The organism is Eisenbergiella porci (assembly GCF_009696275.1).
Lineage (GTDB): Bacteria > Bacillota > Clostridia > Lachnospirales > Lachnospiraceae > Eisenbergiella > Eisenbergiella porci.
In genome coordinates, this window is sequence record NZ_VUMI01000014.1 from 76,294 (window position 1) to 92,592 (window position 16,299).

The following is a 16,299-nucleotide window of genomic DNA, read 5'->3' on the forward strand; positions in this document are numbered from 1 at the left end:
TCTGCCCGCTTTGGCGGGCATATTATTCAGGGAGGGTGAAATGCATTTCACCTTTGCTCCCATCTGCCCTCTTTAGTGGGCATTTTATTCACCGGAAAAAGTCCGGCAAAGCCTTCAATCAGATAAGACGCATCGGGAAGCTTTCTGTCAAAGCCTGCCTTTTTCAGCATCTCCTGCGTTATTTTGCATTCTACACGGACCGCGGCGCCGGAGGTTTTCATACGGTTGACATAATCCAAAAGCGGCGCCAGGATATCCCTGTTTTCATCATTCATCCGCTGCAGGAGCAATCCGCCGTAAGCCTCATCCGGCACGATTTCCAGATCTGGCACAAGAAGCTGTGCCACCTGGGACATGGAGGGCGGGCAGGGATTCATCAGATGCAGTGCTGTGGCTTCCGTGTCCCACAGAGCCAGCACCGCGGCCGCGCACCAGTCCACCGGCGTCAGATCAACCGCCAGGCAGGACATGGAGCGGGATATTGCCCCCACGCAGTGGATCGCCCTCATAAGAAGGAACGCCGCATTGCTTTCCGGGTTCTTCTGGAATACATGATCCGAGCAGCGTCCCGTAATTCTGCCCAGCCGGTAGACCCGTGCATTCAGTCCTTCCCTCATGGCACGGTAAACCGCCGCCTCCGACAGGAACTTGCTCCGGATATAAACATTATCCTCCCAGTTCTGTCCGATGTAAAAATCCGCTTCCGTAAAGACCGCGTCCTCCCCCGGATGCTCCCGCAGGAAATCCCCGCCGATGCTGGCTGTGGATATATGATAAAATACGGCTTCCGCCTCTTTTGCCAGCGCAAGCAGCGTTTCCGTGCCTCCCACATTGGTATCCAGAAAGGCCTGCTCATTGGCAGTATAGTGCCTCACGTCCGCCGCGCAGTGGTATACGGCCCGGATTTCCCCCGCCAGCCGGTTCCATTCCGGACGCTCCATTCCCAAAAGGGACCTGGATAAATCCCCTGCCGCAACCCGGATGCGTCCCATCTGGGCCGCCGTCCAGCCGGCGCCGAAATACCAGGACAGTGTCTCCCGCAGTCTGGCAATATCCCCGTTCCTTATAAGGCATATAATCCTTGTTCCGCTCTGTGAAAGCAGCGCCTTCAGCAAATGCGCACCGAAAAAGCCTGTGGCTCCGGTGAGAAGCACCGCCTTTTCTTCCCAACCGGGCGGGCCGGGCAAAATCGCCGGGGCCGCAGGAACCTGCGCGGGATATTCCGCCTCCCGCTCCCTGTCGTCCCTGTGCAGCCCGCTCCCGGATAGCAGCTTCGCCTGGGCTGCCGCCGTGGGGTTTTCATAAAACTGGGCCATCGTCATTTCCATGCCCTCATTGAAATATCTGCTCAGCACACTGAGCGCCCCAAGAGAGGTTCCGCCCTGTTCAAAAAAGGATTTTTCCGCACAAATGTCATTTCTTCCCAGAATAGCCGACCAGATTTGCAGGATTTTCTCCTCTGTTTCAGGTTTCACCGACATTTTCCCCGCCTGCTCCGCAGAAGATCCTGCCGGATATGTTTCAGAAAATTTAACGGAAGCCTCCTCAGACGGAAGCTTTTCCGCTGCAGCTGTCCTTTCTTCGGTAAACGCGCCTTTTTCCCACTCCCGCTTTAAAAGCAGCAGATCCGTCTTCCCATTATCTGTTATAGGAAGACTTTCCAGCCGGCAGAAAGAGGAAGGCACCATATAATCCGGCAGGCAGCCGCGCAGCCACCGACGCAAGCGTTCCGCATCCCCGCCGCCATCCTCCGCTTCCGTATAAAAAGCGATCAGCTCCGACGCCCCGTCCGGTTTTTCCACGGGAATCACCGCCGCCCGGGCAGCCGCCCCCGATTCCAGCATGGCGTTGGCAATTTCACTCAGCTCCACTCTCTGGCCGTTGATTTTTACCTGCCCGTCCCTGCGGCCAAGGAAAACAACCCTTCCGTCCGCGCGCAGCCGACCCAGGTCACCTGTTTTGTACATCCGCTGCTGCGGGAAGTAAATATCCGGGAAAAAGGCCGCCTCCGTCAAATCCTCACGTCCGATATAGCCTTCCGAAATACCTTCCCCGGCCAGGTACAGTTCTCCTTCCGCAGTGGGCATCACCGGGTTTCGCTCCTCATCCAGCAGATATACCCTGCAGTTGGAAAGGGGACGGCCGATGGTGATTTCTTTTCCCGGCGCCACCTCCTCCACAGTGGCGCATACCGCCGCCTCCGTAGGGCCGTACATATTCAGCAGCCGGCTTTCCGGGCAAATCCGAAAGAACTGCTCCGCCAGCGTTTCCGTCAACGGTTCCCCGCCTGAAATTACCAGCTTCAGGCCAGACGCCGCGTTCCGGAACGCTTCATTTCCAAGGCACAGCTGCAGCCGTGAGGCCGTCAGCTGCATAAACTTTGCTCCGGTGGCGCCAATAAGCTCCGCCAGCCGCCAGGGAAGCACCATCTCCTCTTCATCCGCCATGACCACAGGATTCCCCATCGCCAGCGGGAACAGGCTTTCCACAATAAAAATGTCAAACATCATGTTGGCGGTACACAGCACCGGCCCTTTCACATCCGCCATGAGCATTTTCATGTTGGCAAACAGATTGGACAGGCTGCGGTGGCGCAGCATGACTCCCTTTGGCCTGCCGGTGGAGCCTGAGGTAAATAGAACATGGATCAAATCCTCCCCGTTCACGCCCGTTTCCTCCCAGGAACCACTGTCCATCTGAGAAGAAACAAGCACGGGAAGCACGGTTTTATTAACAAGGCTTTCCCTGCTTTCCTGATCACAGAGCACAAACGCCGCGCCCGCCGTTTCCAGGATATAGTCCGTCCGTTTTGCCGGAAGGGACGGGGACAGAGGCACATAAGCGCAGCCGGCCTTAAGAATTCCCAGCATACCGGCCAGAAGCTCAGGCGTCCTTCCAAAACAAAGCCCTATCCGGTCACCTCTGCTTACCCCGGCTGCATGCAGCCCGCAGGCAACGGAGCCAGCACGCCTGTCCAGCTCCTGACAGGTTATTTTTTCCCCATGCCAGATCACCGCCGTTTCCGACGGATACATTCTGGCGCGGTTGCGTATCATCTGATGGATGGGCTGGTTCAGATACGGCATATACCTGTAATTGGGAATTTCAAAAAGCTCCATCCGATCGGCCACATCCACTATGGGCACCTCACGGATTTTTTCCGCGCTTCCGTCCGTAAGCCCCCTTACAATGCTTTCCATGCCTCTGCCATACAGCCGTATGGTTTCCTCCTCAAACAGAGAAGAGGCGTACTCAAACTGCAGCTGGTATTCTTCTTTTTCAAAAACCAGTTCTACGAACAGCTCTGTCTTTGCCGCTCCCGTAAACAGCGGCACATATTCCACTGCCTCTCCCGCCAGCGTCAGACTGCCGGTCTCAAAGGGACGCATGGAAAAGGCCGCCTGATACAGCGGGTTTTCGGATAAGGTCCTGGGAAGCCCGAGCATGGAGATCATTTCCTCCAGGGAACAGTCCGGATGCTCCAGCATCCCTGTTACCTCCTGCCTGATCTGCTGCAGATACCTGCCGGTTTCCTCCTCTGCGTCCACCCGCAGACGCAAAGGCATGGTACTGATAAACGGTCCGCAGATTTCCTGCAGCTGCCTTTGATTCCTGCCCGCCACCGGCGTTCCCACAAGCAGCTCCTTTTTCCCCGCAGCCGCGGAAAGCAGGATACCGTATGCTCCCAGGAACAGCATGTAGGGCGAAATGCCGTTCTGCCTGCACCACTGCGTGCACTGGCCGCTCAATTCCCGGGAAATGCGGTGCGCATAATTTTTCCCCTGATAATCAAACTGCGATGGACGTGTTTTATCCGCAGGCAGAAGCAAAGGCTCCGGCAGAGGAGACAAATGCTCCCTCCAGTAGTCCCTGTCAGTGGTTTTTTCTTCCATTCTGTCCCGGGACTGCCAATAAGCGTAATCCAGATAATCCACGTCTCCCGAAACAGCTTCCCCGCCCTCATAGCAGCGGTTCAGCCTCTCCAGCATCAGGGGCGTGCTCATCCCGTCCCCGATAATATGATGCACATCCAGGAAAAGGAACTGCGTGCCCTCCCCGTCCCGCCACAGGCCCGCCCTCAGCAGGGGCGCTTTTTCCAGGGAAAACGGCCGGATAAACAGCGATGCCGCCTGCTCCAGGGTATCCCCTTCAAGCTGTGCAAGCGTAAAAGCCGCCTCCGGCATTACCTTTGCAAAAATACCGTCATCCTCCTGGACAAAGGCCGTACGGAAAATCCGTTCCCCGGCAATCAGCCTTTCAAATGCCTGCGCCAGCCTTCCGGCATCCACAGGCTTCTTAAGACAAAAGGCTCCCGGCATGTGATAGGTGAAGCTCTCCGGCGCCATGCAGGACTGGACATAAATTCCCTGCTGGATGGGAGTCAGAGGATAACGGTCCAGGCCGGGCGCGGGCTGCAGCTGCCACACCGGCTTTTTCACCGCTTCCTTTTCCCCGCCGATGTACCGGGCCAGACGTCCTGCCGTACGGCAGGCATACAGATCGGAAATCCGCAGCCGCCTTCCCACAGCATCTTCCACTCCGGCAAGCACCTCCATGGCATTCAGGGAATTCCCGCCGCACAGAAAATAGTCGCTTTCGATTCCCATCTCCGGCTGCGCCAGCACCTCCCGGAAAATCTCCAGGATCTGCAATGAAAGCCCGTCTTGCGTCCCATCCATGGCTTCCGTCTTTTCCTCCGGCGCAGGCAGCCTGTCCTCGTCCACCTTTCCCCTGGAGGTGAGCGGGATTTCCTCCAGACGGATCACACAGGAGGGAATCATGTATTTCGGCAGCCGGGAAGCGGCAAACGCCAGCAGCTCCACCTCCGGGATTTCCTCCGGCGCACAGTAATAGGCGGCCAGGATCAGCTGGCCGTTCAGTTCCAGCACCTTCGCCGCCGCTTCCCTCACTCCCGGGTAAGAGGCAATGCAGTCCACCGTCTCCTGCGGCTCGATGCGCAGTCCGCGCAGCTTCACCTGGCGGTCCAGCCTTCCGGACAGCATAATTTCCCCTTCCGCCGTCCAGCAGGCGATATCCCCTGTGGCATACATCCGCTCCCCTGCTTCAAATGGATTCTCCAGGAAGCTTTTTTCCGTAAGCTCCGGTGCGTTCCTGTAGCCTCTTCCCACACAGACGCCGCCGATAAACAGCTGTCCGTAAACGCCTGTCGGCAGTGGATTCATCCACCGATCCAGCACATACATGCGACAGCCGGGAAGCGGCCCGCCGACGGTAATTAAGGACGCTTCCCCCAGTTCCTTCATGCTCACCGCCACCGTGGTTTCCGAAGGACCATACTGATTGTAGATTCTGGCATTGGTACAATTTTTCAAAAGCTTCAGAAGCTCCCCGGTAAAAGCTTCCCCGCCGCATATAATCCGTTCCATCTGTCTCATGGCCCGGCAAAAGGAGGGATCCCTTAAAAAAGCGGTCAGGCGGGAGGGCGTTATGGACAGAAAGCCCACCCCATAGCCGGCAATCAGCTCCGCCAACCGGCGCGGGGATTCCTGCTCCTCCTCTCCCGGCAGCACCACCGTCCTGCCGTTTAAAAGGGCGGCCGTGCTTTCCAGGGTAAACGCGTCAAAGCCCACATTGCAGACGGAAAGAACCGCTCCCTTTCCGTAAACAGGCCCCATGGCCTTTACAAGGTTAAACAGGCTGCGCTGGGTGATTTCCACACCCTTAGGCTCCCCGGTGCTTCCGGAGGTATATACCACATAAGCCAGATCCTCCGGCTTTGCCCGAAACGGCGCTTCCTCCTCCCCGTCAGGATAAAAACGCCCCTCTTCCAGATCCTCCATCAGCAGAAGCCGCATATCCTCCGCCTCTGTGCCAAGCCGTCCCGCCTGCGTCCCATGCGTAATAAGCACGCCCGCGCCGCTCCTGCGGTAAATATCCCCAATCCGCCCAGCCGGAAGCTCCGTGGACAGCAGCAGATACGCATTCCCCGAACGCAGAGCTCCCATCAATGCGGCAAACAGCGCAAAGGTGCGGGGAAGCAGAATGGCCGCCACCCCTTTTTCTTCCCCGAAAATACGGTTCAGCCCCCGGGAAACAACGCCCGCCTGCTCTGCCAGCCCGGAATAGGTCAGCTTTTTCCCACCACAAATAGCCGCAACACGCTGCGGATAATCAGAAACCGTCTGTTCAAAGACCTGATATAGATCTTTTTCTTCCAGATATTTTTCCGTATTATTAAAGGTATAGAGAACCTTTTCCCGTTCCTCCCTGCCAAGCACGGCCAGGCGGCACAGGGGCCTGTCGGGATTATGCAGGGCCTCCATAAGAATATTCACCAGGCTTTCATGGAGCCCGGCAATCTCCTCTCCCGTAAAAAACTGGGACAGATAATCGTAATCCACACAATACTGCTTATGGCTTTCCATATTGCTCAGATGGATGCACAGCTGCTCCGCCTGGCAGCCGCTGTAGTGCCACCTTCCGGAAAATACCACAGAAGCATCCCTGCTCTCATATACCTTGCTGTCCTGGTAAGAGAGCGCAACTGAAAAAAGCCTGTCCGTCCCGTCTCCTTTTTCCCGGGCAAGCTCCAGGATATGGGAAAAGGGAAAGCGCTGATGGCGCAGCAGTTCAAACCACGCCTCCATCAGTTCTTCGTTAAACTGGTTAAACGTCCATTCGTCCTGTATTTCATTAAAAAAGGGAAGGGTATTTACGAACATCCCCGTACTCTGCTTAAATTCATAGCTGGTACGGTTGAAAATAGGAACGCCGATGGTAAACCGGGAAGCCCCGCCGATACGCCGGAAATAGATTGCCAGCGCCATATAGAATACGGCAAAGGGCGCCACCCTGTTGTTCAGGCAGTACAGATAAACGGCATGATTAAGCACCTGCGGCAGGCGGAAGCTCATTCTGCGCCCCACAGGGCTGACCGCGGCACTTTTTACAGACTTGATAACGGAAGGTTCTCCGGCCTTTTCCACCTGTTCCTTCCAATATTCCAAATCCCTCTTGTAAGCTCTGCCCGAAAGGTAATCCTCTTCCTCCCTCACATGCAGCTCATAGTCCGGGATCTGGTAAGGCTCCGGCCTCTCTCCCGCAAGCAGCTTCAGGTAAGTCTCCGCGATCCGGTTGCACACCAGCATCTGGGACCAGCCGTCCGAAATGATATGATGAATTTTCAGGAAGATGCCGCCTTTATTTTCCCCTGCCCCAAACAGGGCAAAACGATACAGGGGGGCATCCAATACCGGAAGCGCCTCCCTGCTCATCGCAGTTTCCCAGCTTTCAATTCCTTCCTGATCCGTATGGGAAAAATCATAGATATCAAAACGCTCTTCACCGCAGGGGGCAAAATACTGCACAGGCTTTCCGTCCTGAAGCGTGATCCGGGTCCGCAGCGTAGCGTCCGCCTTCAAAACAAGCCGGATGCTCTCCTGTAAAAGCGCGAAGTCGATCCTGCCCCGAATACTTACTGTCGTACTGATATGATTGATTGATGTCCCTGGATAAGCCTGTTCCAGATTCCAGATATTCTGCTGGCTTCTGGACAGGGCAAATACTTTATGTTTCTCTGAATCCAATGCTTTTCCCGTCCTTTTTAACCAGTGCCGGAAAAACCGGGCACCAGTCACTCCTCTGTCCCCCGCAGGGAGACGCTATCTATTATGCACACATTATATTTATACCGTTTTTTCTGCATAAAAGCAACGTAATTCGCTATATTGTGGGAAAACGCGCTGTATAATAAAAAGAAATATCTTACTTAATACTGTAATATCATTCCTGCCCGAATGTTATCCTTACAGAGGGATATTGCCGTGCTTTTTCTTCGGGTCCTCTTCCTTCTTTCCCCGGAAGGCCTTCAGTGCGCACAGCAGCTTTTCCCTTGTCTCCTCCGGCTTAATCACCTCATCCACAAAGCCTCTGGCCGCCGCCACATAGGGGTTCAAAAAACGTTCCTCATATTCCCTGATGCACTGCGCGCGCATGGCCTCCGGATCGGAAGCGGACTTTATTTTCCGTTTGAAGGCGATGTTGACCGCGCCTTCCGCGCCCATAACCGCAATCTCCGCAATGGGCCAGGCATAGACATAGTCCGCGCCCATTTCCCTGGAGTTCATGGCAATGTAAGCGCCGCCGTAGGCTTTTCTCATAATCAGTGAAATCTTGGGCACAGTAGCTTCGGAATACGCATACAGCACCTTCGCTCCGTGGCGGATGATTCCGCTGTGTTCCTGCGCGGTTCCCGGCAAAAAGGCGGGCACATCCACCAGCGTCAGAATGGGCAGGCCGAAGCAGTCGCAGAAACGGATGAAGCGGGCAATTTTATCGGAAGCATGGTAATCCAGGGAGCCGCCCATGACCGCAGGCTGGTTCGCCACAAAGCCCACAGTTTCCCCCTCCATCCTGGCAAAGCCCACCACTGCATTGGGAGCGAATTCCTGCTGCACCTCAAAGAAGCTGTTCCGGTCCGCAACACATGCAATGACTTCCTTTACATCATAGGAACGCCTGGAATTATCCGGCACAATCTCTTCCAGCCCGGCGCAGGGATTCTCCGTCCCCTTTTTCCCGCTGTGGATGCGCCGGCCCAGTTGCCCCACATGCTCCAGCACTTTATTTACGTTCTTTGCCAGCGCCTTTTTTTCCTCCGGACGGATGACCGGCGCTTTTTCTTCAAAATTGGAAGGCAGGTAGTTCAGGAGCTTTCGCACTCCCATCAGGCACTCCCCTTCCGTATCATAGGTAAAATGGGAAACGCCGCTCTTCCTGGCATGCACCTGCGCACCGCCCAGCTCTTCTACCGTTGTTTCCTCATTGATAACCGTCTTCACCACATTCGGCCCGGTAATGAACATCTTGGAGGTCTCCCTCACCATGAAAATAAAATCGCAGATAGCGGGCGCATAGCAGGCGCCGCCGGAGCAGGGGCCAAGAATCACCGCAATCTGGGGAATCACGCCGGAGGCCTTGGTATGACGCAGGAACATGCCCGCATAGCCGCTTAAGGAGCTGATGCCTTCCTCAATTCTGGCTCCGCCGCTGTCATTGATGCATACAAGCGGGGCCTTCATCTCCATCGCCATATCCTGCAGACGGCAGATTTTCATGGAATGATATTCGCCCAACGTTCCGCCGATTACCGTAAAGTCTTCACTGGCTGCGAAAACAAGCCTTCCGTCCACATAACCGTAGCCGGTCACCACGCCGTCCCCCGGCACCCTTCTTTTATCCAGATCAAAGTCATCAATCCTGGATTCGATAAAAGCGTCTGTTTCCACAAAGCTTCCCTGATCAAATAAAAGCTCCAGCCTCTCCCGCGCGGTGAGCTTTCCTCCCGCATGCTGTTTATCTATCTTAGACTGTCCGCCGCCCAGCAGCGCCTTCTGTCTTCTTTCTTCCAGATTCCGGTTCGCCTGTTCCCAATTCATGTGCAGTCCTCCTGAATTTCTTGTTAATCTAAATATTTGAATATTTAATAGTTTGATATTCAAATTATTTAAATAATATTATAGCACGGCGTGAAAAAAGTGCAATCTTTTTTTCAGCCGTGCTTATACTTTTATCCTTACAGTCCGAAAAACAGCCTATTCGTAACCGGGATTTATTCTGCCGCAAGCTCACTGCGAACCATATCCAGCGCCGCCCGTATGACCTTATCCATATCATAATAACGGTACTGCCCCAGCCTGCCGCCGAACAGCACATTTTTTTCTTTTCCAGCCAGTTCCAGGTATCCGGCATACAGCTTTGTATTCTTTTCATCATTTACCGGATAATATGGTTCGTCCCCTCTGCGCCACTCTGCAGGGTATTCCCTGGTAATCACCGTACCGGGTTGTGTCCCGAATTCAAAATGCTTATGCTCAATAATCCGGGTGTAGGGGACCTCCCGTTCCGTATAATTGACCACTGCATTTCCCTGGAAGTTATCCACATCAGGAAGCTCCTGTGTTTCAAACCGGAGGGAACGGTATTCCAAAGCGCCCAGGCAATAATCAAAATATTCATCTATCATTCCTGTATAGAGAGCCTTGTCCCAGGTGCACGGCTGCGCGCTTTCTTCGTTTTCCTTCAGGAAATCCCGGTAGGTAATGCCGGTGCGCACGTCGCTGCCCGCCAGCATTTTCTCCACAATGGCGGTATAGCCGCCCTTGGGTATTCCCTGATAAGGATCATTGAAATAATTATTATCATAACGGAACCTCAGGGGCACCCGCTTGATAATAAACGCAGGAAGCTGGGTACAGTCCCTCCCCCACTGCTTCTCTGTATATCCTTTAATCAGCTTCTCGTAGACGTCCCTGCCCGCCAGGGAAAGAGCCTGTTCTTCCAGGTTCTTCGGTTCTCCGATATGCAGATCGCTGATCTGCTCCGCAATGATGGCCTTGGCATCTGCGGGCGTCCGGATTCCCCACATCCTACTGAATGTATTCATATTAAAAGGCAGGTTATAAAGCTCATCCTTATACACTGCCAGGGGTGAATTAATGTAATTGTTGAACTCCGCGAACTGTCCTACATAATCCCATATCTCCTTATCGGAGGTATGAAAAATATGGGCACCGTACTTATGTACCTGGATGCCCATACTTTCTTCCGTGTAGATGTTCCCGGCAATATGCTCTCTTTTGTCGATCAGCAGACAGGTCTTGCGCTCCCGCTGCATCTCGTATGCAAAACAGGCGCCAAACAGCCCTGTTCCGACAATCAGATAATCATAATGCATGGATAATCTCCCTCATTATTTTGCTTTGTATTTCTTGATCTGTACAAAGTCGTCCATCAGGCCGAGAATCTTGTCCCTTCCCTCCTGATTCAGCTTCACGTAGTACTGCATAACGCGGTTCTCAAGAAGCTGCTCACTAATGGTAGTATCTCTTTCCAGAGAACTGAAGTCTACCGGATTCAGGTTAAGCTTGTTGCACATTTTGATGACTGTGCCGTAAGCCATTCCGTCAATCCCTCTCTCCAGCGCCGTAACCAGAGTACTATAAGGGATCTGCATTTCTAATGCAAACTGCCTTACGCTTCTGTACTGGCTTAGAATTTCTTTTTTTAAGATCTGTGCTTTGGTCATTTCAATCCCTCCATTATCTTTTAGCCCTTAGGTTTTGCATTGATTATTGTACACTATCTCCCTTTCATTTTGCAACATTTCTTTTGAAAAATAAACAAAATTTCGAATATTTTAATAAATTGGTCATAATTTGCTATAAAATGGCCCTGAAGAGGCAAAAACTGTAACTGTTCTGACTGATTTTCGCCACCGTCCGTAAAATTTTTCGCATTTCATACATCTTCAATATAATTTTTCCACCACCGATTGGGATGTTGCTTCATTATTTCGTTTACATTCCCTGAAATTTCTTTCATAATATTCCTGATACAGCAGATCAATGAGATAAAGCTGGCTCATTTTGGCCTGCATGGATCCACCCTCAAGCGGGCCTTCATTGGAGCCGCACAGCAATATGGAATCACAGTAAGCAGTCAGGGGAGATTTTTTAAAATGGGTAATACAGGCAATGCGGGTGCCGGACTCCTTCGCCACCTTGGCTACATGGATATTGTCCTTGGTCGCCCCGGAATAGGAAATAATCACAATCAAATCTTCCTTGCCGCAGAGGGAGGCCGCCATGGACTGCATATGGGGATCCGTAATGCAGCTTACCTTGTTGGTAACGCGGAGGAATTTATTCCTGGCTTCCTCTGCCGTCAGAAGGCTGTCGCCGATCCCGAAAAAATGAACCCGCTCCGCCTTTTCAAACATATCCAGCGTTTTTTCAAAATTATCCCTGTCAAGAAGCATGTAGGTTTCCTTAATCGCTTCCATATGAAGCTCCATAATCTTCTCAGCCATGCTTCCCAGATTGTCATACGGCGCCTGCGGGGAAGGCTTTGCCGGCGCTGCCGCCGCCTGGCTTAAGGACATTTTCATCTTAAATTCCTGATAGCCCTGGAGCTTCATGGTACGGCAAAACCGGTACACACTGGTGTCGCCCACCCTGCATGCATCCGCCAAATCCGTAATCGACATATACAGCACACCGCTCTGGTTTGCTATGACGTAATCAGCCACCTTTTTTTCCGCCTTGGTGAACTGATTGTAGGATGCCTTAATCTGTAGGATAAAATTGTCGCTGTTCACACTGCCCCTCACTTTCCATGCAGAGTATCCGCTCCTTCCGCGCATTTGCCCGCTCCCAGCAAGCCGGCTGTATTCTTAAGCTGCGCAGGCAGGATGACCACATCCCGGAAGCTGGGCATAATCTGCTTTCCCAGTTTTTTCCGGATCTCTTCTATAATATATGTCTGGCTCATCACACCGCCTCCCAGTATTACGCAGGGAGGGTTGAAAATATGTATTAAGGTTATCAGCCCGTAAAGGATTTCATCAATCCAGCTGTCCACGGTTTCCCGGATCTGTGGTTCCCCAATCCTGGCAAAAATATGCCGGCCGTCCGTCAGTGAAGCGTCCAGCTTCCCCGCGGCATTAACCAGCGCCGTGACGGACGCGTACCGTTCGTAGCAGCCGCTGAAAATATCAGCTTCCGCATCACGTTGCCCGCCATGAACCACCATGCCGCCCACTTCTCCTGCCGAAAAGCTGCCGCCGGTATAAATGCCGCCGTCCATAACCACCGCGCCGCCCACGCCTGTTCCATAGGTGAGCATCAGAAAATCCCGGAAGCTCTGTCCAGCGCCGAATGCCGCTTCTCCCAGTGCCGCGGCGTTCACATCATTCTCCACGGCCACCGGCACCCGGAATTCCTTTTCCATTATATCCCGAATCCGTGTCCCTGTATACCCCGGGATATTGGAATTGGCGAAGCGTATCACCCCCGCGGAAGAATCCACCTGCCCCGCCGTACTGATTCCTATCCGTTCAAAACCGCAGCAGCCCTTCAGAATCCCTATCGCTTTCCTCATGACGCTTTCCCCACCCAGGTACGCATCCGTAGCAAATTCCCTGCAATCCCTGAGACTGCCGTTTTCATATGTACCCGCCTTTATAGAAGTTCCCCCGATATCCAGCACCGCAATTTTCATATTTGCTCCCATCCCCACGCTTTTGCGCAGTTATACCCTTACCTTTATCACGCATTTTTTCAAACGGCCCGGTTCTCCTGCCGCCACACCCGGTTTATGCGGTTCTCCCGCCATGCACAGAATAAACCGGCCCCGGCCCAGGAGACAGGCCGCTTTCTTTTCACACAATACGGTGCCAAAATCCATTTCTTCTGAGTAGGGAAATTTTTCCACCTCTGTGGTTCCTCCGATCTGGATTTCTTCCATTCCCTCAAGATCAATCTGGATATCCATATATTTTCTGTGGACTTCAAAATCCGCCTGCGTTTCCTCCTTTGTCACCGTCTCCATTACGTTGATGAAGCAGTCCGTTCCCGCTATTTCCGTTCTGCCGGACGGAAGCCTCTCCATATCCGTATTTTCCAGAAAATCTATAGCTCTGTCAAGCCACTTTCCCATCCCTCTGTATTCTCCGATTCTGTCCAGTGTATCATAAATCACAGTCTTCCTCCGTTTCCGCCCCGCTAAATGGCTCCGGTCAAAAAAGAACTGCAGGAAAAGGCCGGACAGCCTTCTGCCATACAGTTCCAGTCCATTGTTACATTTCTGAAAAAAGGTTCCGTCACTTTGCCTCTCTCATGGCAATCGCCTGTACAAAACGTCTTGTTATCTCCCTGGGCCTTGTCACCGCCGTACCCACCACTGCCGCAAAAGCGCCTGTGTCAAGCGCCCTGCCCAGATCCTCAGGACACCAGATGCCGCCTTCCGCAATCACAGGTCTGCCGCATTCCTCCGCCAGCGTTTTCATCATGGAATAATCGGGCAGCCGGATCCCTTTCGTATAGGAGGTATAGCCGCTCAGTGTGGTGCCAATAAAATCAAAGCCGAGCTGAGCCGCGTGCATTCCTTCCTCTATTGTGGAGCAGTCAGCCATAAAAAGCTGAGCCGGATATTTCTTCCGTACTTCATTAAAAAATTCATCCAGGGTTTTCCCGTCCGGCCGAAGCCGCATCGTAGCATCCGCGGCAATAATTTCACAGCCACAGGAAGCCAGCGCATCCACCTCTTTCATTGTCGGTGTTATGTAGATTTCGCAGCCGGGATAAACTTCTTTTATTATACCGATCACAGGAAGCGTTACCGTCTTTTTAATTGCCGTAATATCTTCCACGGTATTTGCCCTGATTCCGGCCGCCCCTCCTTCCATGGCCGCATATGCCATACGTGACATAATGTAGGAGCTGTACAGAGGTTCTTCCTTTAACGCCTGGCAGGATACAATCAGCTTACCATGAATCTGAACCATAATTTCCTGTTGTGTCATCTTTACTCCCATCTGCGCCCTGAGGCGCGCATACAAATCAGAGCCTTTGATGCTGTCCGGTTAAGCTTCCATGGTTTTGGACGTATCGTCCTGATTTGCAGTTGATATTTTTTTGTGTTTTCGTATAAACCGACTATAGCATATACGGAAAATTTTTTCAATATTATACGAATGAAAGAAAAATCTTTTATTTTGTTGTTTTCACCATATCATAATGCTATAATTTCCTCATCTGAAAAAAGCCATAAAATTGAATAACAGGTAACTGCCAGGTTACTGAACAATTTACACAGGCAAAAAGAAAAGAGGGAAAAATTCATGTCAAAATACGATGTATCACGCTTCCGCAATGTAACCGTAGCGCTCAACACCCCTTTCACCAAATCCGGCGAGGTGGATTTGGCCGCCGCCAGAAGGCTTACCCGCTACTATATTAATAAAGGCATTAAGAGCCTTTATGTATGCGGAAGCACAGGCGAGGGTTTTCTGCTGGACAGCCGGGAAAGAATGGCTGTAGTGGAAGCGGTTAAAGAAGAGGCCGGAGAGCAAATGGCCGTTATAGTCCATGTGGGCTGTCCTGACACCAGGCATGCGGCGGAGCTGGCAAGGCATGCGCAGAAGGCCGGCGCGGATGCAACCAGCGCGGTGCCCTGCGTTTACTATCATCTGGGCGAGGAAAGCGTATACCGCCACTGGACGGTAATTACGGAAGCCGCCGACCTGCCCTTTTTCATTTATAATATACCGCAGCTGACCAGTTTTAATCTTTCCATGGAACTTTTTGAACGGATGCTTGCCAACGAGCGGGTTGCAGGCGTAAAATGTTCCTCAGAACCCTGCCATGACATCCTCCGCTTCAAACAGGCCGGCGGTGAGGATTTCATTGTTTTCAACGGCCCGGACGAGCAGTATCTCGCCGGAAGGCTGATGGGTGCGGATGCGGGAATCGGCGGAACCTACGGTTCCATGCCAGAGCTGTACCTGAAGCTGGAAGATCTGATCCGCAGAGGGGAAATTGCAAAGGCGCAGCAGCTGCAGATTAAGATAACACAATTTATTTACCGGCTGTGCTCCTTCCCTTCCATGCACGGCGCATGCAAGACCATTATCCGGCTGGACGGCGTGGACATCGGTGATCCCAGGCTCCCTTTCCTGCCTGTTGACGAAAAGGATCCGGCGATTATCAGCCTCTATCAGGATATACGCAACGCTGTGGAGGAAACAAAAAAATGGTAGGCAGATCTGATATTTAATACTGGAACAGACTGATGAAGTATCGCAGTCAGATATCCGATATGCAGGAGGGAAAGATGAAAAAGACCATTGTCGCTTTTGGCGACTCCAATACGCATGGCTACTGTTCGCAGACCGGAGGCCGGTTCAGTGAGGAGGAACGCTGGACCTGTCTGCTGGAGCAGTACCTTGGAAATGAATACCGGGTGATGGAGGAGGGACTGAGCGGCAGGACTACCGTTTTTGACGATCCCCTGTTCGAAGGTTTGAACGGCCTGTCCGCCATTACCCAGTGTCTGCTGACACATGAGCCGGTGGATCTGCTGATTATCATGCTGGGGACAAATGACACGAAAGCCCGCTTCTGTTGCAATGCAGAGAACATCGCCAAAGGGCTGGAACGCCTGGCAGGCAAAGCCATGTCCACCACGGGCGCCTTCCGGAGCGGCCCCAGGCTGCTGCTTATCGCTCCCGCCCCGATTGAGGAGGGCTACGCATCAACCTCCGCCGCCAATGAAATGGGGCCGGGCTGTGTGGAGAAATCAAGGCAGCTGGCCTTCTGGTACGAAGACCTGGCAAAACGGATTGGCTGCGGCTTCCTGGACGCCGGCGCCATTGACGGGATACGGATGCATCCCAATGATTATATGCATCTGGATAAAAAAAGCCATGAGCTTCTGGCGCGTGCGCTGGCTGAGCTGATCCCATCCATTATTTGAAAGCATCCCCTGTCACTGTCTCCC

At 52.9% G+C, this 16,299-nt stretch carries 10 protein-coding genes; 2 read left to right on the forward strand and 8 right to left on the reverse strand.

Annotation, left to right across the window (positions count from 1 at the left end; translation table 11 throughout):
- Positions 1–47: 47 nt before the first annotated feature.
- The 8 genes from FYJ45_RS10630 to FYJ45_RS10665 all read right to left on the reverse strand — a co-directional run bounded on the left by FYJ45_RS10630 (position 48) and on the right by FYJ45_RS10665 (position 14,323).
- Positions 48–7,547 (reverse strand): non-ribosomal peptide synthetase, encoded by a 7,500-nt coding sequence (locus FYJ45_RS10630; RefSeq protein ID WP_154464556.1) that lies wholly within the window; start codon positions 7,545–7,547, stop codon positions 48–50.
- Positions 7,548–7,766: 219 nt separating this feature from the next.
- Positions 7,767–9,398: an acyl-CoA carboxylase subunit beta gene (locus FYJ45_RS10635; RefSeq protein WP_154464557.1), complete on the reverse strand. Its 1,632-nt coding sequence runs from the start codon at positions 9,396–9,398 to the stop codon at positions 7,767–7,769.
- Between the two features lie 173 nt (positions 9,399–9,571).
- Positions 9,572–10,696, reverse strand: coding sequence for a UDP-galactopyranose mutase (gene glf, locus FYJ45_RS10640; RefSeq protein WP_154464558.1), 1,125 nt, complete (start codon positions 10,694–10,696; stop codon positions 9,572–9,574).
- A gap of 15 nt (positions 10,697–10,711) precedes the next feature.
- Positions 10,712–11,047, reverse strand: a complete 336-nt coding sequence (locus tag FYJ45_RS10645; RefSeq protein ID WP_009256204.1) for a transcriptional regulator — start codon at positions 11,045–11,047, stop codon at positions 10,712–10,714.
- A gap of 222 nt (positions 11,048–11,269) precedes the next feature.
- A complete protein-coding gene (locus tag FYJ45_RS10650; RefSeq protein WP_276892696.1) occupies positions 11,270–12,118 on the reverse strand; it encodes a MurR/RpiR family transcriptional regulator in 849 nt (282 codons plus the stop codon).
- Positions 12,119–12,126: 8 nt separating this feature from the next.
- Positions 12,127–13,020, reverse strand: coding sequence for an ROK family protein (locus tag FYJ45_RS10655; RefSeq protein ID WP_154464560.1), 894 nt, complete (start codon positions 13,018–13,020; stop codon positions 12,127–12,129).
- A gap of 30 nt (positions 13,021–13,050) precedes the next feature.
- Positions 13,051–13,500 carry a YhcH/YjgK/YiaL family protein gene (locus tag FYJ45_RS10660; protein ID WP_276892698.1) on the reverse strand — a complete coding sequence of 150 codons (450 nt, stop codon included), beginning with the start codon at positions 13,498–13,500 and terminating at the stop codon, positions 13,051–13,053.
- A 121-nt stretch (positions 13,501–13,621) separates the two neighbouring features.
- Positions 13,622–14,323 (reverse strand): N-acetylmannosamine-6-phosphate 2-epimerase, encoded by a 702-nt coding sequence (locus tag FYJ45_RS10665; protein ID WP_154464561.1) that lies wholly within the window; start codon positions 14,321–14,323, stop codon positions 13,622–13,624.
- 318 nt (positions 14,324–14,641) lie between these two features.
- On the opposite strand from FYJ45_RS10665, the gene FYJ45_RS10670 reads away from it, so the two are divergent.
- Both FYJ45_RS10670 and FYJ45_RS10675 read left to right on the forward strand, forming a co-directional pair.
- Positions 14,642–15,559, forward strand: a complete 918-nt coding sequence (locus FYJ45_RS10670; protein ID WP_154464562.1) for a dihydrodipicolinate synthase family protein — start codon at positions 14,642–14,644, stop codon at positions 15,557–15,559.
- A gap of 74 nt (positions 15,560–15,633) precedes the next feature.
- Entirely contained in the window at positions 15,634–16,275 is a 642-nt protein-coding gene (locus FYJ45_RS10675; RefSeq protein WP_195841776.1) for an SGNH/GDSL hydrolase family protein, read from the forward strand.
- The last annotated feature ends 24 nt before the right edge of the window (positions 16,276–16,299 follow it).